The organism is Catellatospora sp. IY07-71, from assembly GCF_018326265.1.
Classification (GTDB): Bacteria; Actinomycetota; Actinomycetes; order Mycobacteriales; family Micromonosporaceae; genus Catellatospora.
The window spans coordinates 2,967,979-2,989,124 of sequence record NZ_AP023360.1 but is presented as its reverse complement, the minus strand read 5'-3'; the positions used below and the strand labels follow the sequence as shown (position 1 = coordinate 2,989,124).

21 protein-coding genes are annotated in these 21,146 nt (G+C 72.7%); 11 read left to right on the top strand and 10 right to left on the bottom strand.

Features of this window, described 5'->3' with window-relative positions:
- Positions 1 to 123 precede the first annotated feature (123 nt).
- From CS0771_RS13560 to CS0771_RS13550, 3 genes are all read left to right on the top strand, one after another.
- Positions 124 to 687: an RNA polymerase sigma factor gene (locus CS0771_RS13560; RefSeq protein ID WP_212841296.1), complete on the top strand. Its 564-nt coding sequence runs from the start codon at positions 124 to 126 to the stop codon at positions 685 to 687.
- Positions 684 to 1,760, top strand: a complete 1,077-nt coding sequence (locus CS0771_RS13555; protein ID WP_212841295.1) for a hypothetical protein — start codon at positions 684 to 686, stop codon at positions 1,758 to 1,760. Before CS0771_RS13560 ends, CS0771_RS13555 begins: the two co-directional genes overlap by 4 nt.
- A gap of 129 nt (positions 1,761 to 1,889) precedes the next feature.
- Positions 1,890 to 2,795 carry a dienelactone hydrolase family protein gene (locus CS0771_RS13550; protein WP_212841294.1) on the top strand — a complete coding sequence of 302 codons (906 nt, stop codon included), beginning with the start codon at positions 1,890 to 1,892 and terminating at the stop codon, positions 2,793 to 2,795.
- 4 nt (positions 2,796 to 2,799) lie between these two features.
- Here CS0771_RS13550 and polX read toward each other — a convergent pair whose 3' ends face one another.
- Entirely contained in the window at positions 2,800 to 4,527 is a 1,728-nt protein-coding gene (gene polX, locus CS0771_RS13545; protein ID WP_212841293.1) for a DNA polymerase/3'-5' exonuclease PolX, read from the bottom strand.
- A gap of 23 nt (positions 4,528 to 4,550) precedes the next feature.
- Between polX and CS0771_RS13540 the strand changes: the two genes are divergently transcribed.
- The 3 genes from CS0771_RS13540 to CS0771_RS13530 all read left to right on the top strand — a co-directional run bounded on the left by CS0771_RS13540 (position 4,551) and on the right by CS0771_RS13530 (position 6,600).
- Positions 4,551 to 4,826, top strand: a complete 276-nt coding sequence (locus tag CS0771_RS13540; RefSeq protein WP_212841292.1) for an acylphosphatase — start codon at positions 4,551 to 4,553, stop codon at positions 4,824 to 4,826.
- 40 nt (positions 4,827 to 4,866) lie between these two features.
- A complete protein-coding gene (locus tag CS0771_RS13535) occupies positions 4,867 to 5,607 on the top strand; it encodes a DUF3105 domain-containing protein (protein WP_212841291.1) in 741 nt (246 codons plus the stop codon).
- 129 nt (positions 5,608 to 5,736) lie between these two features.
- Positions 5,737 to 6,600, top strand: a complete 864-nt coding sequence (locus CS0771_RS13530) for a sulfotransferase domain-containing protein (RefSeq protein ID WP_212841290.1) — start codon at positions 5,737 to 5,739, stop codon at positions 6,598 to 6,600.
- A 95-nt stretch (positions 6,601 to 6,695) separates the two neighbouring features.
- Here CS0771_RS13530 and CS0771_RS13525 read toward each other — a convergent pair whose 3' ends face one another.
- Both CS0771_RS13525 and CS0771_RS13520 read right to left on the bottom strand, forming a co-directional pair.
- On the bottom strand, positions 6,696 to 7,943 hold the full coding sequence (locus CS0771_RS13525) for an ATP-grasp domain-containing protein (RefSeq protein ID WP_212841289.1): 1,248 nt from the start codon (positions 7,941 to 7,943) through the stop codon (positions 6,696 to 6,698).
- A gap of 12 nt (positions 7,944 to 7,955) precedes the next feature.
- Positions 7,956 to 9,209 (bottom strand): SGNH/GDSL hydrolase family protein, encoded by a 1,254-nt coding sequence (locus CS0771_RS13520; protein ID WP_212841288.1) that lies wholly within the window; start codon positions 9,207 to 9,209, stop codon positions 7,956 to 7,958.
- 177 nt (positions 9,210 to 9,386) lie between these two features.
- Between CS0771_RS13520 and CS0771_RS13515 the strand changes: the two genes are divergently transcribed.
- Entirely contained in the window at positions 9,387 to 9,962 is a 576-nt protein-coding gene (locus tag CS0771_RS13515) for a TIGR03086 family metal-binding protein (protein ID WP_212841287.1), read from the top strand.
- Here the strand turns inward: CS0771_RS13515 and CS0771_RS13510 are convergent.
- Positions 9,923 to 11,515: an MFS transporter gene (locus tag CS0771_RS13510; RefSeq protein WP_212841286.1), complete on the bottom strand. Its 1,593-nt coding sequence runs from the start codon at positions 11,513 to 11,515 to the stop codon at positions 9,923 to 9,925. The genes CS0771_RS13515 and CS0771_RS13510 overlap by 40 nt on opposite strands.
- A 103-nt stretch (positions 11,516 to 11,618) precedes the next feature.
- Between CS0771_RS13510 and CS0771_RS13505 the strand changes: the two genes are divergently transcribed.
- Both CS0771_RS13505 and CS0771_RS13500 read left to right on the top strand, forming a co-directional pair.
- On the top strand, positions 11,619 to 12,566 hold the full coding sequence (locus CS0771_RS13505; RefSeq protein WP_212841285.1) for a LysR family transcriptional regulator: 948 nt from the start codon (positions 11,619 to 11,621) through the stop codon (positions 12,564 to 12,566).
- A 133-nt stretch (positions 12,567 to 12,699) separates the two neighbouring features.
- Positions 12,700 to 13,317: a hypothetical protein gene (locus CS0771_RS13500; RefSeq protein WP_212841284.1), complete on the top strand. Its 618-nt coding sequence runs from the start codon at positions 12,700 to 12,702 to the stop codon at positions 13,315 to 13,317.
- Between the two features lie 2 nt (positions 13,318 to 13,319).
- Here the strand turns inward: CS0771_RS13500 and CS0771_RS13495 are convergent, their stop codons facing one another.
- A complete protein-coding gene (locus CS0771_RS13495; RefSeq protein ID WP_212841283.1) occupies positions 13,320 to 14,201 on the bottom strand; it encodes an ATP-grasp domain-containing protein in 882 nt (293 codons plus the stop codon).
- A 55-nt stretch (positions 14,202 to 14,256) separates the two neighbouring features.
- Positions 14,257 to 14,745 carry a helix-turn-helix domain-containing protein gene (locus CS0771_RS13490; protein ID WP_244870772.1) on the bottom strand — a complete coding sequence of 163 codons (489 nt, stop codon included), beginning with the start codon at positions 14,743 to 14,745 and terminating at the stop codon, positions 14,257 to 14,259.
- 55 nt (positions 14,746 to 14,800) lie between these two features.
- Here CS0771_RS13490 and CS0771_RS13485 point away from each other — a divergent pair, with 55 nt between their 5' ends.
- Together CS0771_RS13485 and CS0771_RS13480 are read left to right on the top strand one after the other, a co-directional pair.
- Positions 14,801 to 15,355, top strand: coding sequence for a PaaI family thioesterase (locus CS0771_RS13485; RefSeq protein WP_212841282.1), 555 nt, complete (start codon positions 14,801 to 14,803; stop codon positions 15,353 to 15,355).
- 161 nt (positions 15,356 to 15,516) lie between these two features.
- The gene (locus CS0771_RS13480; RefSeq protein WP_212841281.1) at positions 15,517 to 16,515 is read left to right on the top strand and encodes a S1 family peptidase; all 999 of its coding nucleotides are present in this window, start codon (positions 15,517 to 15,519) and stop codon (positions 16,513 to 16,515) included.
- Between the two features lie 106 nt (positions 16,516 to 16,621).
- On the opposite strand, the gene CS0771_RS13475 is transcribed toward CS0771_RS13480, so the two are convergent.
- From CS0771_RS13475 to CS0771_RS13460, 4 genes are all read right to left on the bottom strand, one after another.
- Positions 16,622 to 18,016, bottom strand: a complete 1,395-nt coding sequence (locus CS0771_RS13475) for a GH1 family beta-glucosidase (RefSeq protein ID WP_212841280.1) — start codon at positions 18,014 to 18,016, stop codon at positions 16,622 to 16,624.
- Positions 18,017 to 18,018: 2 nt separating this feature from the next.
- On the bottom strand, positions 18,019 to 18,831 hold the full coding sequence (locus CS0771_RS13470) for a carbohydrate ABC transporter permease (protein ID WP_212841279.1): 813 nt from the start codon (positions 18,829 to 18,831) through the stop codon (positions 18,019 to 18,021).
- Positions 18,828 to 19,739, bottom strand: a complete 912-nt coding sequence (locus tag CS0771_RS13465; protein ID WP_244870771.1) for a carbohydrate ABC transporter permease — start codon at positions 19,737 to 19,739, stop codon at positions 18,828 to 18,830. The genes CS0771_RS13470 and CS0771_RS13465 overlap by 4 nt, the downstream gene beginning before the upstream one ends.
- Before the next feature lie 120 nt (positions 19,740 to 19,859).
- A complete protein-coding gene (locus CS0771_RS13460; protein WP_244870770.1) occupies positions 19,860 to 21,128 on the bottom strand; it encodes an ABC transporter substrate-binding protein in 1,269 nt (422 codons plus the stop codon).
- Between the last annotated feature and the right edge of the window lie 18 nt (positions 21,129 to 21,146).

The window sequence follows — 21,146 nt, the reverse complement described above, 5'->3', positions numbered from 1 at the left end:
AACGCGGCAGTCGTCCGCGTTTTCCGCGCGCGATAGCCTCACCCTCCCGCCGGACGAACGCGACTCGGACGAACGCGGGCCGGCGGCCGGGAACCCGGCGGACGGGTGCGGGCAAGAACAGGCATGACCGTGACGACAGAGCACGACCCGCCAGCGCCGACGGCAGCGCCGCCGGACCCCGGCGACCTGGGCGCGATGTTCGACGCGTACGCCCGCGACCTGCTGCGCTACGCCACCCGCCGGGTCGGCGAGCAGTTGGCCGAGGACGTGGTGGCGCAGACCTTCCTGGTCGCGTACGAGCAGCGCCACCGCTTCGACGCCACGCGCGGCGATCTGCTGCCCTGGCTGTACGGCATCTGCAGCAACCTGCTGCGCCGCGAGCACCGCGCCGAGAAGCGCGCGCTGCGGGCGACCGCCGCGGCGGCGCTGGCCGCGACCGCTGACGAGGACGCGCCGGACGCCCGCTCGGCGGAGCGGGTCGACGCGCAGCGGACCGTGGCCCGCGTCGCCACCGCGCTGGCCCGGCTGCCCCGCCGCCAGCGCGAGGTGCTGCTCCTGTTCGCCGTGGCGGAGCTGGAGTACGCCGAGATCGCGTCCGCGCTCGGCATCCCGCTCGGCTCGGTCCGGTCCGCCCTGCACCGCGCCCGTACGAAGATCAAATCCGCGCTCTCCGGAGGTTCCCGATGACGCATACCGACCCCGAGCTGCGGGCGGTCCTCGACCTGCCCGCCGCCGAGCCGACCGACGCGTCGGTCTCCCGCACCTGGCACCTGCTCAACAGGCGGCACACCGCCGGCCGCGGCCGCGCCCCGCGCCGCCTGTCCCGGCTGCTCATCCCGGTCGGCGCGGCCGCGGTGGTCGCCGCCGTCACCGTTGGCGCGATCCTGCTCAACGGCCTCGGCGGCGGCAATGCCCAGTTCGGCGCGCCGCGCACGGCCGAGGTGCTCGCCTCGCACCAGCCGCTGCCCGCCGAGCGCGGCACGAACCCGGCCCTCTCCCGCTCCACCCCGGAGGCGCTCGCGGCGCTGGACGAGCTGGCCCGCACCGCGACGACCGCGAGCGCCGTGACGCTCGGCCCGGGGCAGCTGATCCATGTACGGGCCGACGGCTGGGCGTCCAGCCAGCGCGGGAACGAAGCGACGGCGCAGATCGAGTACCAGGGCCGTGAGAGGTGGGTGGATCCGCAGGGCATGATCATCGTCCGGCTGCTGTCCGGGGAGGAGGACCTGCTGCAGGGCCCGAAGGCCGAGCCCACCCCGGACGCGGTGCAGCGCGGTGACCTGGAGCAGTTCGGGCCGAACCTGCGCCGGCCCACGCCGGAGTGGCTGGCGCAGCTGCCCGCAGGCGACCCGGCGGCGCTGCTGGCCAGGCTCCGCGACGACGTCGACGACAACGAGAAGTGGACCGCGGACCACCAGCTGTGGGACGCGATGGGCGAGTTCTATCTCAACGCCGATCTGCTGCTCAGCCCGGAGCTGCGGGCCGGGCTGCTGCGCGCCTTCCGGGGCATGGACGGCCTGACCGCGGGCGAGGTCGTGGTGGACGGGTGGCGCCTGATCGCGATCCGCCAGACCGACGACCGTGCCGGCATCGAGATCCTGTTCGATCCGCTGACCGCCTCGGCCGTCGGCCGGCGCACCATGTACGCCGGCAGCGAGATCACCCTGATCCCGCCGGACGGCGGCCCGCGCTTCGACCCCCTCGTCGGCTACCACGTCACCTGGACCCAGCACCTGGTGAACAGCGTCGACGAGCGCTGACCCGCCACCCCTCCCATGATCGAAGCTCCCGCCATGCTGTTCCGACAGCATGGCGGGAGCCTTGATCATTCAAGGAGCGGTCACGCCCGGCTCCCCGACGATGCCTGGCTGACGCGGTATCAATGAGGGATGTCTGAGTTCAGCGAGTACCTGTCCAGCGAGGTCGTCGTCGACTACGCCGACGGGCTGATCTCGCGGCGGGAAGCGCTGCACCGCCTGGCCCTGCTCGGGGTGGGCGCCGCGATGGCGGCTCCGCTGCTGGCCGCCTGCGACGCGCAGCGGGCGGACACGGCCGCCGCCCCGACCGGATCGCCCTCCCCCGCCCCGACCGGCCCGGCCGGGCCCACCCCGCTCCCGACGCAGCCGATCACCTTCGCCGGACCGCAGGGCCGCACGCTGCAGGGCGCCTGGGCCGCGGCGGCCACCCCGCGCGGCGCCGTGCTGGTCGTACACGAGAACAAGGGCCTGACCCCGCACATCGCCTCCGTCGCGGGCCGCCTGGCCGCCGCTGGCTGGTCGGCGCTGGCGATCGACCTGCTGTCCGAGGAGGGCGGCACGGCGAAGTTCACCGACCCGGCCCAGGCCACCGCCGCACTCAACGCGGCCCCACCGGGCCGTTTCGTCGCCGATATGAAGGCCGGCATCGACGAGCTGCTGCGGCGCAACCCGGGGCACACCGTGGGCGCGATGGGCTTCTGCTTCGGCGGCGGCGCGGTGTGGTCGCTGCTGGCCGCGGGCGAACCCCGGCTGCACGCGGCGGTGCCGTTCTACGGTCCGTTCCCGGACGGCGCGTCCCTGTCCGGCTCGCCGAACGCGGCCGTGCTCGGCGTGTACGCGCAGCTCGACGACCGGGTCAATGCGAGCCGGGACGCGGCCCGCGACGCGCTGCGCAAAGCCGGGCTGACCTTCGAGATCGTCACCTATCCCGGCGTCAACCACGCCTTCTTCAACGACACCGGCGCCCGCTTCGACCCCGAGGCCGCCGCCCAGGCCTGGACCAAGCTCACCGCCTGGTTCGGCGAGTACCTCACCTGACCGGTCAGGCGGCGCGGCGCTTGGCCGCGACGAAGGACCTCAGCTTGGCGAGACTCCAGGTGTTGACGACGTCGGCGGGGGTGAGCCAGCCGCGCTGGGCCACCCCGATGCCGAAGCGCAGCACATCCAGGTGCACGGTGGAGTGCGCGTCGGTGTCGATCGCGAACTTCACGCCGCGCTCGCGCGCCCGCATGATCAGCTCGTCGTTCAGGTCGAGCCGGTCCGGGAAGGCGTTGACCTCCAGCGCGGTGCCCGTGGCCGCGGCCGCGTCGAACACCGCGTCCCAGTCCGGCTCGATCGGCGCGCGCCGCCCGATGAGGCGCGTGGTGGGGTGCCCGATGATGTTGACGTACGGGTTCTCGCAGGCCTTGACCAGCCGGTTCGTCAGCTCGGCCGGGGTCTGGGTGAAGTGCGAGTGGATCGAGGCGACGCAGATGTCGAACCCGGCCAGGAAGTCGGCGTCCCAGTCCACGCCGCCGTCCGGATCGATGTTCAGCTCGGTGCCGTGCAGCAGCGCCATCCGCCCCGTCTCGGCCAGCTCGCGCAGCCGCCGCCGCTGGGCGAGCATCTTCGCGTCGGTCATCCGCTGCATGGGCATGTTCTTGGCGTGGTCGGTGACCGCGTAGTAGCGGTAGCCCCGCTTGCGGGCCGCGGCCAGCATCTCCTCCAGCGTGGACACGCCGTCGGTGAGGTCGGTGTGGGTGTGCAGGTCGCCGCGGATGTCCGCCTCGGTGACCAGCTCGGGCAGCCGCCCCTCGCGGGCCGCGGCCACCTCGCCCCGGTCCTCGCGCAGGGTGGGCGGGATCCAGGGCAGGCCGAGCCGCCCGTACACCTCCTCCTCGGTCGCCGAGACCACCAGCTCGTCGTCCTCGGTACGGAACAGGCCGTACTCGGACAGCTTGAGGCCCTTGCGCACGGCGATCTCGCGGACCCGGATGTTGTGCTCCTTCGAGCCGGTGAAGTACTGCATCGCCGCGCCCCACGACTCGGGCGGCACCACCCGCAGGTCCACCTGAAGGCCGTCGTTCGTGCGGATCGAGGTCTTCGCCGGGCCGCGCGCGATGACCTCGCCGACCAGCGGCAGCTCCGCGAACGCCGCCATGATCGGCTCCGGCTCCCGGGACGCGGCGAGGATGTCGACGTCGCCGATGCTGTCCCGGCCGCGCCGCAGCGAGCCCGCGTACGTGCACTGCGCGCAGCCCGGCAGCGCCGACAGCGCGGCGACGATCTCCTCGGCCACCGCCAGCGCGGCGGAGATCAGCACCCGGCCGCCGCTGTGCCGGAGCACCTCGATGCCGTGCAGGATGTTCGCCGCGGTCTTCGCGCCGAAGCCGCGCAGCCCGGACAGCCGTCCCGCCTCGATCGCCGCGACCAGCTCGTCGACGGAGGCGATGCCCAGCTCGCGGTGCAGCGTCATGGCCTTGGCCGGGCCCAGGCCGGGGATGGCCATCAGCTCGCGCACCCCGGCGGGCACCTCGGCCCGCAGTTCCTCCAGCGCCGCCATCCGGCCGGTGCCGAGCAGCTCGACGATCTTCTCCGCGGTGGACTTCCCGATCCCGGGGATCTGGGCCAGGCCCTTCAGATCGAGCGTGGCCACGTCGGCGGAGTGCCCCGCGACGCCCCGGGCGGCCTTCTCATAGGTGCGGGCCCGGAACGGGTCGCCTCCCGTGATCGAGATGAGATCGGCGTACTCCTGCAGCGCCGCCGCGACGACCTCGTTTGGCCGGGCCATACGGTCCAGTCTACGGTTCAGGGATGATCCGCAAGCGGGTTGTGATCTCCGGCGAGGTCCAGGGCGTCTACTACCGCGACACCTGCCGCAGGCTGGCCCGGGACGCCGGGCTGGGCGGCTGGGTGCGCAACCGGGCCGACCGCACCGTCGAGGCGGTGTTCGAGGGTGCGCCGGAGCAGGTGGACCGCCTGGTCGCGTGGACCCGGCAGGGGCCCGAACTGGCGATCGTCGACGACGTCGCGGTCTTCGACGAGACGCCCGAGGGCCTGTCCGGCTTCGACATCCGGCCCACCGTCTGACAGGATCGCCGGGGCGAGACGAGTCCCGGGGAGGCCCGCCATGGTGGAGTTCCAGCCGCAGCACGAGCCGCAGGGCCAGCCGTACGGCCAGCCGCAGCAGCTGCCGCCGTACGCTCAGCCGCAGCAGTCGAAGGCGGTGTGGCCGTGGCTGGTGGGCGGCCTGGTGCTGCTGCTGTGCGCCTGCTCCGGCCTCGGCGTGGGCGGCTACCTGGTGTACCAGGCGCGCGAGAACGCCCCGTCCGGGCCGGCGGCCGGGCAGACGCTGCCGCCGATCACCGCGGACAACTGGCGTGACGTGCTCACCTCGATCGAGGGCGTACGCGACTACTTCTCCCCCGGCACGCTGAGCCAGAACCACGCGCCCGGCCCGGTGGACTACCCGCAGCAGCCGCCGGTGGGCGGGGAGCACTACATGGAGTGGCAGACCTGCACCGGCATGGTCTACACCGAACCGATCGCCTCGGAGCGGGCGGTGCACAGCCTGGAGCACGGTGCGGTGTGGATCACCTACCGTCCCGGGCTGGCCGACGCCGACGTGCAGGCGCTGGCCGGGCTGGTGTCCGCGCGCGACTACCTGATGCTCAGCCCGTTCCCCGGGCAGGACGCCCCGATCTCCGTGCAGGCGTGGGGTTACCAGCTCAAGCTGGACCGCGCCGACGACTCGCGCCTGACGGCGTTCATCGCGGCCGCACGGCTCAACGCGGCGCCGGAGCCGGGGGCGCCCTGCTCGGGCGGCAGCACCGCGACCGGGCCGCTGCCGGCGGCCGGTACGGCGACCTGAGCCAGGCCGGTCATCGACCGGGCTCCATTGACAGTCCTGATCCGCTCTGGATAGATGTACTCATTGTCAACGCAGCAATCGCGCTGCGTCGACAATGCGTCCCATCAGGACTTTAATCGGGAGCCAACCTTGCTTCGGGCGTATTTCGGGCGGCACAAGTCCGCGTCGACCTGGGCCAGATCCATCCTGCACGAGGCGGCGTACGCGCTGGACCTCAAGGTCGTCACGATCCACGTGCCCGAGCAGTGGGCGCCGTACGACTCGCTCGGCGACATGATCCGCGCCACCCGGCCCGACCTGCTGATCATGACCAACGCGCAGCGGGCATGGGTCGATACGCTGCCCGAGATGCGGGCGTTCCACCTGATCCGCGACCCGCGCGACATCATCGTGTCCGGCTACTTCAGCCACCTCAACAGCCATCCCGAGGTGGTCGGCGGCCTGCCCTGGCCCGCGCTGGTGGAGCACCGGCGCAACCTGCGCCACCTCGACGAGGCGGACGGCCTGCTGGCCGAGGTGGAGTTCAGCTCGATGTTCCTGGACCCGATGGCGGAGTGGGACTACACCCACCCGAGCATCCTCGAGGTGCGCATGGAGGACGCCATCGCCGATCCGGTGAAGAGCTGGTCCACCATCCTCGGCCACCTGGACCTGCTCACCCCGGACGGCTCCGGCCCGGAGCGGCTGCGCAGGGCCGCGGTGAAGTGGAACCTCGCCGCCCGCCGCGAGACGCCCAAGGTGCTGGCCTACCCGCGCATGGTGCTGCCCCGGCTGCCGATCCACCGGCTGCCGGGTGCGTATCCGGCCAACGCGTGCGCCCGGTTCTCGTTCAGCCGGCTGGCCAAGGGCCGCGAGCGCGGCCAGGAGGATGTGCACAGCCACTACCGCCGGGGCGTGGCCGGGGACTGGCGCAACCACCTGACCGCCACCCACCTGGCCGCCCTCCGCGACCGCTACGGCAACCTCGTGGAGCACCTCGGCTACGAGTGGTGACCCCCGGCCGGTGATCTCGAAGCGCCCGCCCGGCCGCCGGAGCGGCTCGGCGGGCGCTTCGCCGGTGCCCGGCCGGTGGCCGAGCCGTCGCCCGTTCAGGCGTGCGGAGCCGGAGGCTCGCCGTTGACCCGCAGCGCGGCCCCCGCGGCGTCCAGCGCCTCGCGGCACTCCTCCGCGGTCGGCGCGACCGCGGTGGCGAAGGCGACGCGGCCGTTGACCGTGCCCTCGGGCGGCGGTGAGCGCCGGTCGCCCGGCTCGGCCAGCAGCGCCAGCTCGTCGACGGCCGGGGGCAGCCCGGCCCGGTCGAAGCCGAGCGACTCGATCACCGTGCCGGGCCGGGCCGGGTAGAAGAAGCGCACCCCCGCGACGAGCTTGCGGTCCGCGACCGCCTGCGGCGGTTTGCCGCAGGCCGTCGCGGCGGCGGCGAGCGCCGTGTCCACGCCGGTGGCGCGCAGCCCCAGGTACGGGATCATGTCGCCGCCCAGCCGCGCGTTGACCTCGATGATCCGGGGCCCGCGCGCGGTGAGCATGATCTCGGTATGGGTCACCCCGTCGGTGAACCCCAGCGCCGCGTGCGCGTCCCGCAGCAGCCGCCGCAGGTCCTCGTCGTGGCGCAGCGGGTCGTCGCCGTGCACGTAGTGTCCGATCTCGATGCAGTACGGCCGGTGCCCCAGCTCCTTGCGGGCCACGCAGAGCGGGGTCACCTCGCCCCGGTGCACGGCCGCGTCGACGCTGATCTCCTCGCCGGAGACGTACTCCTCCAGCAGCACCTGCGGCCGCCAGTCGGGCAGCGCGCCGTGCCGGACGCCGGTGGTGAACTCCCACGCCGGGGCCAGCTGCTCCGGACCGTCCACCTTGATCACGCCGACGCTGAGCGCGAGGTCGCTCGGCTTGAGGACCACGGGGTAGCCGATCCGGGCCGCCTCGGCACCGGCCTGCTCCAGCGAGCCCACCGGCACCGACTCCGGCTGCGGCACGCCCGCCGCGGCCAGCGCGCGGCGGGTGCGCTGCTTGTCGCGGCAGCGCGCGACGGCCGCCGGATCGCCGGGCAGGCCCAACGCGGCGGCGAGCGCGGCGGTCTGCGGCGTACGCGCCTCGTCCCAGGTCATCACCCCCGCCGGGGTGGCACCGAGCCGCCGGGCGGCCTCGGCCATGGCCGGCACGTCGAGCAGCGCCCCCAGCTCCGTGGCGCCGTCGATGTACTCCTGCTCCCAGGTGGGCGCGACCCCGGTGAACATGTGCACCCGGTACGCCGGGGCGAGCGAGCGCAGCAGGTACTCCCGGAACTCGCGCTTGCCCGTGCGGACCATCAGCAGCAGCGGGCGGTCGTCGTGCGCGGCCATGTCACCCTCCCGTCAGGAGATCAGCCACAGCGGCACGAAGTCCGCCATCGCCTGGTAGCCGGCGTCGTTGGGGTGGATGTGGTCGCCGCTGTCCCACTCGGCGCGCAGCTTCGACGGCGCCGCCGGGTCGCGCAGCAGCTCGTCGAAGTCGACCAGCCCGCTGAACTCACCCCGGTGCGTACGCAGCCACTCGTTCACGGCGAGCCGGGTCTGCTCCTTCTCCGGCGTCCACGACGAGAAGCCCTCGAACGGGGTCACCGTCGACACCACCACGTCCAGCCCGGCGGTCCGGCCCTGCGCGATGAGCTGCCGCAACCCTCCAACGATCTTGTCGGGGGCGTCGCCGTGGATCTGGATGTCGTTGATGCCGAGCACCAGCACCAGCGTGCGCACCCCGGTCTGGCTGAACACGTCGCGCTGCAACCGGGCCAGGCCGTTGACGCCCAGCTCGGCGTAGCCGATCTCGGTGCCGTCGTGGTTGACCGTGTTGCCGGCCAGGCCCTGGTTGAGCACACCGACCTCGGAGTGCGGCGAGTTCCCCGCCAGCAGCCGCGCGGCCAGCCGGTCGGTCCAGCGGGCGTTGCCGTTGAGGGTGGACTGGCTGCCGTCGGTGATCGAGTCGCCGAGCACCGCCACCGCGCCGGGCGAGCGGCGGCTCAGCACGTCGACGCCGGTGAGGAAGAACCACGAGTTCCGGGTGCCGGTCAGGGTCGCGCCGGTCGGCTCCGCGGCGGTGTCGCCCGCGCCGTAGTACGCCGCCTGGCGCGCGGTCCAGTGCCAGGTCGCCGGGCCGGTCGGCACCGGCAGGTAGATGCTCACCACCAGGTCGGACAGCTCCGGCACGGCCACCGGCAGCGGGTCGCTGACGACCTGGCCGCCCTTGGGGATGGTGATGCCGGGCGCGCCGTTGAAGGTCAGCTCCGCGACGCTGGCGGGCAGCACGTCGGTCAGGGCGGGCGTGGCGGCGTCCGGCCGGGCCAGGGTGGCGTGCCCGATGGTGACCGCCCCCGTGCCGAAGGTGTTGGACAGCCGGATCCGGGCCGCGCTGCCGCCCACCGAGGTGTGCACGATCATGCGGATGGTCTGGTCGGCGAAGCCGGTGCCGGACAGGCCCGCGCCCGCCCCGGTGGGCGCGGCCGACCAGGAGCCGACCCAGGCGTCCTTGTTTCCGGCGGTGGCGCCGCCACCGGGACCGGCCAGCAGGGCGAGTGTCGCGGCCAGCACCACGCCGGCGAGCAGCGGCCGGCGGGTCGAGGGGTGCTTCACAGGGCGAAACCTCCTTGGGCGCGGCGCTGCGCCGAACGCCCGTCGCGGATCGTGGGCACTGAGATCCTTGCATGAATCAACTTCTGCTCACTCAGCTGATTGGACAGACCGCGCGTTTTCGTCACGGGGACGGGACACCACTGGAGCGCGCCCACCTGCGGCACTAGGGTTCGACACATGGACCTACGTGACCTCGACCGGCGCGCGCTCGCCGCGGCCGGCGCCGCCGTCAACCGCGTCAAGCGCGCCGACCTCGCCCGGCCCACGCCGTGCGGCGACTGGACCCTCGGCCAGCTGCTCGGGCACATGATCGGCCACAACCGCGGCTTCGCCGCCGCCGCCGCGGGCAAGCCGACGGTGCCGGAGGTCTGGGACGACCTGACGCCGCCCGCCGACCCGCGCAAGGCGTACGCCGAGTCGGCAGCCCTGGTCACCAAGGCCTTCAGCGACCGCACCCTGCTCGACCGCAAGATCGAGGTGTACGGCTACGGCACCTTCACCGCCCCGACCGTGCTCGGCATGCACTTCGTCGACTTCCTGGTGCACGGGTGGGACGTGGCCAAGTCGATCGGCGCCGACGCGGCGCTGGACCCCGAGCTGAGCGCAGCGGCCATGAAGATCGCCCTGCGCTGGCCGACCGACCGGCCCAGCAAGGCGTTCGGCGTGATGGTCGAGCCGCCCGCGGGCGCCGCCACCGGTGACCAGCTCGTCGCCTACCTGGGCCGCTCCCCGGGCTGGTCGCCCGGCCACTGAGCCGCCCGCAGCTCCGCCAGCGCCGATTCGGCCGCGGCCAGGTTGGCCCGCACCACCGCCAGCCGCCGCCGGTCGTCGGTGTGCACCTGCGCCACCGCCTCGGCCGCCGCGGGCACGTCCAGCACCGCGACGTGCCGCAGCGCCTGCGCCGCCGAGATCGGGGCCGGCCGCGACAGCCTGCGCCGGCCCCGCCGCGCGGTCACCGTCCAGCCGCCGTCGGCGTACGCGAGCGTGACCGAGACCGGCACCGCCGGGCCGGTGTCCAGCACCCCGGCCCGGCGGCCCAGCTCGGACAGGTACTCCTGCCACAGCGGCGGCTCCGCCGGGGCCGCGCCGGGCTTCAGGTCGTCGATCTGCCGCCACCTGCGCCAGCCGACGACCGGCGTCAGCGTGGCCGCGAAGTACGCCGCGCCCGCCAGCAGCAGCCCGCCGTCCAGGCCCAGCGCCTCCGCCGACCAGGCGCCCACCATGCCGCCGAGCGGGATGCCGCCGAAGGTGACCGCGCCGGTCAGCCCGAACACCCGCGCCTGCATCCCGCGCGGCACCCGCTGGAACATCAGCAGGCCGTAGGTGGGGTTCACCGACGACATGGCCACCCCGGACAGGAACGTCACCGCCAGCGCCACCCGCAGGTCGTCGCTGAACGCCAGCACCAGGAAGCGCGGCGAGCCGCCCACCAGATACCCGGCCACCAGCGACGCGTAGCGCGGCAGGCGGGTGACCAGCGCCGCGAACGCCGCCCCGCCCGCGATCGCGCCCAGCGCGAACGCCCCGCCGATCCAGCCCAGCGCCACGGGCGAGTCCAGGTGCTCGCGTACCCACAGCGGGATGAACACCACCGCGCTGGCCTGGTTGAACAGGTTCGTCACGAACATCATGCCGACCAGGCTGCGCAGCAGCCGCTCCCCGCGCAGGAAGGCGTACCCGGCCTTGAGGCTGTCCAGGTAGGACTCGCCCTCGGCCCGAGCCGGCCTGTTCTGCTCCTTGGTGATGCGGACCAGCACCGCCACCACCGCGGCGCAGCCGGCGAACGTCGCCGCGTCGGCCCAGATCGCGCCCACCGGCCCGAGCCACGCGATGAGCACCCCGGCCAGCGCCGCGCCGATCACCATGGCGGTGCGGTTCAGGGCGGAGAACACCGCGGTGACCCTGGCCATCGGCGTACCCGACGCCTCGACCACCGGCGGGAGCAGCACCCGCTTCGACTTGTCGCCCACCCCGCGGAGCGCGCCCAGCACCGCGATCAGCACCACCAGCAGGGTGAAGTCGGCGCTGCCGAAGGCCGCCACGGCGCCCATCACCAGCGCGCTGCCGAGGTCCGTCACGATGGACACCTCGCGCACCCCGAACCGGTCCGCCAGCGGCGTGCCGAAGATGCCCGCCAGGATGTAGGGCAGCGCCTCCGCGAACGCGACGACGCCGACCAGGGTGGGGTCGTCCGTGGTCACCAGCACCAGCCACGGTATGGCCAGAAAGGACATGCGCGAGCCGACGGTGGACACGAGCTCGGCGCCCAGCAGCCCGATCAGCGCAGCCCTGCGCCGCTTCTCCATCCCGACCTCCCGCTCCACCCGCACCCTACCGACGGGTTTCGATCTCCGTCCATCCTGGAAAGGGCCCTTCACGGGGTGCCACGGGCGGCCTTAGCATCGGCGGGTGAGGTTGGAGCTGCGGCACCTGCGGGTCGTCTGCGCGATCGCCGACGCCGGCAGCGTCACGAAGGCGGCGGCGGCGCTCGGCCTCGCCGCGCCCGCGCTCACCACCCAGCTGCAGCGCATCGAGCGCGCCTTCGGCGGGCAGCTGTTCGAGCGCGACCGCCGGGGCGCCCGGCCCACCCCGCTCGGCGACCTGGTGCTGGCCCGCGCCCGGGTGTTGCTGCCCGCGGTGCAGGGCCTGCAGGAGGAGGCGGCCCAGTTCGCCGGGGCCGCGCAGGCCGGCGGCGAGGACGGGCTGCCCGGCTACCGCATCGGCGCGGTCAACGGCCCGCTCATCGGCGGGGTGGTGCACCGGCTCGCCGCCGCGCAGCCCAGCGCCCAGCTGAGCACGTACCCGTCCTGGTCCTCATCGGAGCTGGCCGCGATGCTGCTGGACGCCCGGCTCGACTTCGCGCTGATCGGCACCTGCGGCGACGCGTCCCCGCCCGAGGAGGGACGCCTGGCCTGGCACACCGTCGCCATGGCCCCGGTGTGCGCACTGCTGCCGGAGTCCCACCCGTACGCCGACGCCGCCGAGGTCGAGCTGTCCGCCCTGGCCGGCTCGCGCTGGGCGGCCACCCCGGGCGACGGCTGCTTCGCCGAGTGCTTCGCCGCCGCCTGCGCCCGCGCCGGCTTCACCCCCACCCCCATCCACGAGAACGACCTCGGCGGCTGCACCGACCTGGTCCGCGGCGGCAACGTGGTGGCCCTGTGCCAGCCCACCTTCCGCGAGGTCTCCGGCGTCCGCGTAGTCCCCCTGGCCGGCACCCCCCTCCGCTGGCGCCACCTCATCGGCTGGCACCCCTCCTCCCCCGCCGCCCACGTCTCCCCGCGCCTCATCGCCTACGCCGAGGACACCTACACCGAAGCCGTCCGCCTCTCCCCCCACCACCCCCCTCCACCGCGTTGATCATGAACTTATGGGCGTGTTCGACGGCGTGTCGCTGCCCTAACTTCATGATCGACGACTCTCGCTGCGGCGACGCGCGAGAGTGGCGAGTGGAGGGCCGCGGGAGGGGGCGAGCGCGGCTAAGCTGTCGCGGGTGATCACCATCCGCGCGCTGGCGGCCGGGGCGCTCGCGATCGCGACCATGCTCAGCCTGCAGGGATGCATAGGTGTCGGGGACTCGTGGCGGCACGACCCGAGCACCGCCCAGCCCGTCCCGCCGACCGCCGCACCGTCGCCTTCGCCGCGTCCGGCCACGACCACCGGCCCGGCCGGGAGCGTGTCGCCCCCACCGCAGACGGCGCTCGGCCCCATCATCGGCACCGTGCTGGTCTCGCCCGGCACCTTTCACGACCCGCGCTGCGCCGGCGGCATGCCCCTACCTGCCGCGTTCCACGTGTCCACGAAGGTCACCAATCGCGACGGCACAGACGCCAAGGTCAAGGTCATCGCCGAGTACGCCCTGAGCGGCGGCACCGGATACCAGGGCGAGGTGCGGCTGCGCTACGACACGGCGAGCGGCCTCTACCGCGCGACCCTGCCCAAGCTGGAGAGCCGCCACTTCCGGGGCAACCCGCGCCACGTCTCCGTCGTCGTGTCCGTCCGCGAAGCCGCCACCGTCCTGCCCGCGACAGGCATCTCGGTCATGGACATCTGCCTGGGCGTCATCGAGAACGGCGGTCCCGTCTCCCCCAGCCCGTCCCGGCTCAGCTGACGTCAGCGCACCACCGACGGCAGATCACGCAGGTACGGCACATCCGCCGGCGCGATCTCGGCACGCGGCATCGCCGAGCGCAAGGCCACGTCCAGGGCAGCGTCGGCATCGGCCGCGTAATGGCCGCTCGCCCAGGCCGCGTTGGCCTCGATGACCGCCCACTCCGGACGCCCGCTCCCCGGATCGGCGATCAGCCCGACGTCGACCACCACCGCACTCGGCAGCCCCGGCCTGCGGACACGGTCGACGTCGACCGCCGCACCCGCAGCAGCGCCGCCGCGTGGGGCGGAGCCTGCGAAGGGGGCCGAGACCGCGCAGACGGTCTGGGCGAAGGCCGCTGCGTCCGCGCTGCGCACGTCGTCGTCCGCCGATGCCACGTCGAGCTCACCGCCGACGGCGTACCGGCTGACCGCCCGCACCACGCCCGCGGCGACGAAGCAGCGGAACTCGACGTGGAACTCGACCACGTCGCTGACCAGCACGGAAGTGTCGCCTTCCAGCACCTCGGGGCCCGGCAGCGCCGCACCCGAGGGGTACACCCGCGCCGGGAAGCTCTTGTCGTCCGGCGGCTTCACGAACGCGGGCCGGTCCAGCCCGCGCGCCCGCGCCAGGGTGGTGAACACGACGCCGCGCCGGGTGAGCGCACGCGGCAGCCGAGTGAGCCAGTCCGGGTCCGGTTCGAGCAGCCCGATCCCCAGTTCGGCACCGACGGCGTCGGCGAACAGCGGCCCGGCGTAGAGATGCGCGCCGGGGTGCCCGGCCAGGTGCTCCGGCAGCCGCCAGCCGTGCACCGTCTCGACACGCATACCGCGACGGCGGGCGGCGTCGGCGTACGCGAGCCCGGTCTCGGTGACTCGCGGCGGCAGGATCAGCACTTGCTCCACGAGCCGCCATGGTGCCAGCCCTGGTCCACCCGGGCGACCGGGTATCCGTAAGGCGTTAAGAAGGTGCCCTTCCTTTCCTTGGGACGGCGCCGGGGCCGGGGCGGGTGGCGACTTCGCGAGGTGAGCCGATCTCGTGGCCCTCGGCGCAGGTCAGGTGGGTGTGTACGGGCGAGCCGCAGTCCCGGTGCACCATGTCCACGGGCGGGCCGGCGGGGTCGGCGAGGTAGCGGTCGCCCCACTCGCGGACGGCGACGAGCACCGGGTAGAGGTCGAAGCCCTTCTCGGTGAGCCGGTACTCGTGGCGCTCGCGCTCGCCGGGCTCCCGGTACGGCACCCGGCGCAGCACACCGGCCTCGACGAGCATGTGCAGGCGGTTGGTGAGGACCTGGCGCGGGATGCCGCTGTGCTCGCGCATCTCCTCGAAGCGGCGGATGCCGTTGAACACCTCCCGCAGCACGACCAGGGTCCAGCGTTCGCCGAGCACCTCCATCGCACGGGCGACGGTGCAGTTCTCGGTCGACCAGTCGAGTGCGGTAGGTCTCACCACTCCAGGCTAAGTCTCGTTGACAGACTCAGCAAACCGCTGCCAGGCTGAGTCCATGACGCAGACCCAGACCGAGCCGACCGCACCCGAGTCCCCGGCCGGCGCCGTGGCGGACGCGGCGCGCACCCGCACCTTCAGCTGGTCCGACCCGCTCCGCAACGCCGCCGCGCTGGGCACCATGACCGGTCTGGAGCTGCTGCACGCGATGGGCCGCGGCGAGCTGCCCGCCCCGCCGGTGATGCACCTGCTCGGCATGGACAGCGTGCAGGCCGAGGAGGGCCGCGTCCTGGTGACCATGCGCGCCCAGGAGTTCCACTACAACCCGCTGGGCGGCGTGCACGGCGGGATCCTGGCCACGCTGCTGGACACGGCCGCGGCCTGCGCGGTGCACACCACGCTGCCCGCCGGCACCGGATACACCTCACTGGATCTGACCACGAAGTTCCTGCGCCCGGTCACCGTCGGCTCCGGCGTGCTGCGCTGCGAGGGCACCGTCATCTCCCGGGGCCGCCGCACCGCGCTGGCCCAGGCCCAGCTCACCGACGAGCAGGGCCGCCTGCTCGCGCACGCCACGTCGACCTGCCTCATCTTCGAGGCACCGGCCGCCTGACCACCGACCCGCCCACGCCGCCCGTGACACGTGCCGTGTCGCGGGCGGCGTGACGGCGTACCCGCCGAAAGGTCGTTGATCGGCACATAAACGGCTTGAAACCATGTCCATCAATCGATGCAGGTGCCGCCCCACCGGGCGGCCTCATCAGGGGAGGACATGTGAAGGCCACCAGACTAGTCCTGGCGATCACCACCGCTGCCACCGTGGCGGCCGGTCTCGCCGGCATCACCGCACCCGCGCAGGCGGCACCGTCCGGCGTGGACGGCGTCTCGATCGCCGCGTCCCTCGGCGACGACCGCACCGCGGGCAGCTACGTGGACGCCGCCGGGCGCACCGTCGTCAACGTCACCGACGACGCCGCCGCCGACGCGGTACGCGCCGCCGGTGCGCAGCCGCGCCTGGTCAGCCGCAGCGCGCGGCAGCTCGACCGGCTGATGGCGGCGCTGGACCGCGGCGTCGTCGGCACCGCCTGGTCGGTCGACCCGGTCACCAACCAGATCGTCGTGGACGTGGACAGCACGGTCACCGGCGCCCGCTACACCGGGCTCGCACAGGCCGTGGCCCGCTCCGGCGGCGCCGCCCGCCTCCAGCAGGTCGAGGGCCGCCTCACCCCGACCATCGGCGCGGGCGACGCGATCTACGGCGGCGGCTACCGCTGCTCGCTCGGCTTCAACGTCCGCAGCGGCAGCACGTACTACTTCCTCACCGCCGGGCACTGCACCGACCTGGCCACCGAGTGGTTCTCCAACTCGACGCACAGCACCAAGCTCGGCGACCGGACCGGCACCAGCTTCCCCGGCAACGACTACGGCATCGTCCGGTACACCAACACGTCGATCACCAAGACCGGCGGCTTCTCCTCCGCCGCCAACCCGGTGGTCGGCCAGTCGGCCACCCGCCGCGGTAGCACCACCGGCACCAAGACCGGCACGGTGACCGGCCTCAACGCCACCGTCCACTACGCCGAGGGCACGGTCAAGGGCATGATCCGCACCGACATCTGCGCCGAGGGCGGCGACAGCGGCGGCCCGCTCTACTCCGGCAGCACCGCGCTCGGCCTCACCTCCGGCGGCTCCGGCAACTGCCGCACCGGCGGCATCACGTATTTCCAGCCCGTCGTAGAAGCCCTGAGCAAGTACGGCGTCTCCGTCTACTGACCCCCAAGATCGCGTCGATCTTGCGCGAACTGTTAGGGATATGCCCGAAACGGGCGTGTCGCACCCACAGTTCACGCAAGATCGACGCACTTGAGGGCGGGCGCGGCTAGAGGGTGTTGGTGCGGGTGATGGTGCGGTACCAGAGGGCCGAGTCCTTGGGGATGCGGCGCTGGGTGGGGTAGTCGACGTAGACGAGGCCGAAGCGCTTGTCGTAGCCGAAGGCCCACTCGAAGTTGTCCAGGAACGACCAGGCCAGGTAGCCGCGGACGTCGGCGCCGGCGGTGAGGGCCGCGTGGACGGCGCGGAGGTGGCCGTCTAGGTAGGCGATGCGGTCGGGGTCGGCTACGCGGTCGCCGTCGGGTTCGTCGTAGTAGGCGGCGCCGTTCTCGGTGACCATCAGCGGGGTGCCGGGGTAGTCGTGGGACAGGCGCAGGAGCAGGTCGGACAGGCCCGTGGGGTCGATGTGCCAGCCCATGTAGGTGACGGGGCCGGGTAGGGGGAGGAAGGCGACCCCCTCGGTGCCGGGGTACATCGGCGTTGCCGGGGCGCCGATCTGGGCTTTGACCAGGGCGGGCTGGTAGTAGTTGATGCCCAGCAGGTCGATGGGGGTGGCGATGACCGGCAGGTCGCCGTCGCGGATGGCGTCGGTGGCGCCGAAGCGGTCGAAGAGGGCGAGCATGTCGGCCGGATACTCCCCGCGCAGGGCGGGGTCCAGGAAGATCCGGTTCAGTACGCCGTCGACGTGGCGCGCCGCGGCGCGGTCGTGCGGGTCGGCGGGGTCGGCGGGGCTGATCCGGGCCAGGTTGAGGGTGAGCGACAGCTCGCGTACCCCGGCCGCGCGCAGCGCCTGAGCGGCCAGGCCGTGCCCGAGCATCAGGTGGTGCGCGGCGCGGAAGGCGGTCTGGTCGTCCGTGCGGCCCGGGGCGTGGTCGCCGCTGGCGTAGCCGAGGAACGCGGCGCACCAGGGCTCGTTCAGCGTGGTCCAGGTGCCGATGCGGTCGCCGAGCCGGGCCACGGTCACCGCGGCGTACTCGGCGAAGTACGCCGCGGTGTCGCGGTTCCCCCACCCGTCGCGGCCGCCGTGCTCCAGCGCCTGCGGCAGGTCCCAGTGGTAGAGCGTGGCCATCGGCTCGATGCCGGCCGCGAGCAGCTCGTCCACCAGCCGGTCGTAGAAGTCCAGGCCGCGGGTGTTGACCGGGCCGGTGCCGTCGGGCTTGACCCGCGGCCAGGCGATCGAGAAGCGGTACGTGCCGATGCCCAGCTCGCGCATCAGGCCGACGTCCTCGCGGTAACGCCGGTAGTGGTCGCAGGCGACGTCCCCGGTGTGCCCCTCGTGCACCCGGCCGGGACGCCGCGCGAAGCCGTCCCAGATGGACGGCCCCCGTCCGTCCGCCGTGGCGGCGCCCTCGATCTGGTACGCCGCCGTCGCCGCGCCCCACCGGAACCCTTCCGGAAAGCGCAGCGGCGCCGCCTGGGTGGTCTCCTCAGCGATCTGCTTCATGGTCATCCCTTCACCGCGCCCTGCATGATGCCTCCGATGAGCTGCTTGCCGAGCAGGCCGAACACGATGAGCAGCGGCAGCGTGGCCAGCATCGTGCCGGTCAGCGCCAGCGAGTAGTCCTGCACGTAACCGGCCCGCAGCTGGGACAGCGCCACCTGCACGGTCTGGTTCTCCGGCGAGGCGAGCACCACCAGCGGCCACAGGTAGTCGTTCCAGACGTTGAGGAAGGTGAGCATGCCGAGCACGGCCGCGGCGGGCCGGGCCACCGGCAGCACCACGTGCCAGAACAGCCGGTGGGTGGCGGCGCCGTCGATGCGCCCGGCCTCCAGCAGCTCGGTCGGCAGCGCCTCGAACAGGTACTGCGTCATGAAGAACACGCCGAACGCGTTCACCAGCGCCGGCACGATCACCGCGAGCAGCGTGTCGTGCCACTCCAGCTCGTTGATCAGCATGAACAGCGGGATGATGCCCAGCTGGGTGGGCACCATCATGGTGCCGACCACGGTGAGCAGCAGCGCGGTGCGCCCCTTGAACTTCAGCTTGGCGAAGGCGAACCCGGCCAGCGTGGAGAACAGCACCACCGACGCGGTGTTGGCCGAGGACACGATGACCGAGTTGAGCAGCGCCTGGTCGAACGGCACGGTCTCGAACACGCGCCGGATGTTCTCGAACAGGTTCTCGCCGGGCAGCACCGGCGGCGGCACCTGGGCCAGGGCGGAGTTGTCCTGGCTGGCCACCACGAAGCTGAAGTACAGCGGGAACGCGGTCAGCAGCAGGACCCCGGTGAGCGTCAGGTAGACGAGCCGTCGTGTCATCGGGAGCTCCGGATGCGTCGCGTGATCAGGTAGTTGGCGCCGGCGATGAGCACGATCAGGCCGAACATCACCCAGGCGGTGGCCGAGGCGTAGCCGAACTCGAAGCCGCGGTTGAAGCCGTGCTCGTACATGTAGAGCGTCAGCGTCTGGAACTGGCGGTCGGGGCCGCCGATGATGCCGTTGGGCCCACTGCCGGCGAACAGCTGCGGCTCGGCGAAGACCTGCAGGCCGTAGATGGTGGACACGATGACCACGAAGATGACGGTGGGCCGGATCGACGGGATGGTGATCTTCCGCAGCTGCTGGCCGGGGGTGGCCCCGTCCAGCGTCGCCGATTCGTACAGCTCCTTCGGCACCGCCTGCATCGCGGCCAGGAAGATGAGCGCGTTGTAGCCGGTCCAGCGCCAGGTGATCATCGCGGCGATGGCCACGTGCGAGGAGGCCACGCCCGCCTGCCAGTCGATGCGGCCCAGGCCGAAGCTGTCCAGCAGCCAGTTGATCAGGCCGAAGTCGCGGCCGAAGAGCTGGCTGAAGATGACGACGACCGCGACCACGCTGGTCACATTCGGCAGCAGCATGCCGAGCCGCCACAGCGTCTTGGCGCGCAGCCGCCGGTTCACCAGGTGGGCCAGGATCAGCGCGAAGATCAGCTGAGGCACCGTGGACAGCAGCAGGATCGAGATCGTGTTGCGCAGGGCGTTCCAGAAGTACGGGTCGGCGAGCAGCTCGCGGTAGTTGGCCAGCCCGGTGAACGGGTGCTCGTCCGAGAGCAGCGTCCAGTCGTGCAGCGAGACCCAGGCGGTGTAGCCGAGCGGGAACAGCCCGAAGACCGCGAAGAGCAGGAAGAACGGCGAGATGTAGAGGTACGGCGACAGCCGCGTGTCCGCTTTGTAGAGCCAGGTGCGCACCGGGCGCTCCCCTTCTGTGTGACGCCCGGCGACCGGGTGGGCAGCGGGGTGCGCCACCCGGCCGCGGGCAGGTCGGAGGTCACCGGGCCGGCCGGCCAGGGAACCGGCCGGCCCGGTGGGTCAGGCGAGCTTGGCGACGTCGGCGAGGACCTGCTTCCAGGCGTCCTCGGGCGACTGCTTGCCCTGCTCGATGCGGCCCAGGCCGGCGCCGATGGTGTTGAACACGTCGCCCTGCTTGGGGCCCTGGTGCTGCGGCTGCACGGCCTGCGCCGAGGCGGTGAAGATCTTGCCCAGCGGCGCGTTGTTGAAGAACGGCTTGCTGAAGCCGGTCAGGTCCGGGTCGGTGTAGAGCGACGGCGTGGACGGGAAGTTGCCGGTCGCCTTGAAGATCTTCTTCTGCTGCTCCGGCGCGGTCAGCCACTTGATCAGCTCGTACGCCTCCTTGGCGTGCTTGCCCTGCTTGGGCAGCGCCAGGTGCGAGCCGCCCATCGAGCCCGCGCCGCCGGGCACCGCCGCGACGTCCCACTTACCGGCCGCGTCCTTGGCGTTGGTCTCGATGTACGCCGTCATCCAGGCCGGGCACACGATGGTGGCGAAGGTGCCCTTGCCGAACGCGGCGCTCCACTCCGGCGTCCAGGCCGACAGCTTGGCGGACTGGTCCGACTTGATCGCGTCGACGGTGAGGTCCCACGCCTTCTTCACGGACGCGTTGCCGTCCACGATCAGCTTGTCCGCGTCGTCGTACACGCCGGTCGGGGCCTGCTCGACCATGGCCCGGAACATGTTGCCCGAGGCCTCCATGAAGTACGACTTGGGCGCGGCGGCCTTGTACCGCTTGCCCGTCGCGACGTAGTCCTCCCAGGTCGGCCAGAGCTTGGACACCTCGTCACGGTCGGTGGGCAGGCCCGCCGCCTGGAACAGGTCGGTGCGGTAGCACATGGCCATGCCGCCGACGTCGGTGCCGAGGCCGATCAGGGTCTTCTTGTCGGTGGACAGGCCCTGCTGCCACTTCCACGGCAGCCACTGGCTCTCCAGCTCCCCGGCGCCCAGGTCGAGCAGGTTGTGGAAGCGGTTCGGGGTGGCGGTGAAGCTGGACAGGTAGCCGATCTCGACGGCCTCGATGTCGGCCGCGCCGCTGTTCGTCGCCAGGTGCGAGATCAGGCTCTGGTGGTGCGCGGCGTAGTCGGAGATCCGCTCCTTGATCGTGATGTTCGGGTGCGCCTTCTGGTACTCCTCGTACAGCGGCTTGAAGCCGAAGTCGCCGAACAGCGCGACGTTCAAAGTGATCTTCTCGTTGCCGGCCGGCTGCTCCTCGGAGCCGCAGGCCGCGGTCGCCAGCAGTCCGGCGACCATGATCGGAGCCAGCATGCGGCGCAGGGACGTACGCATGTGACAACCCTCCTCAGG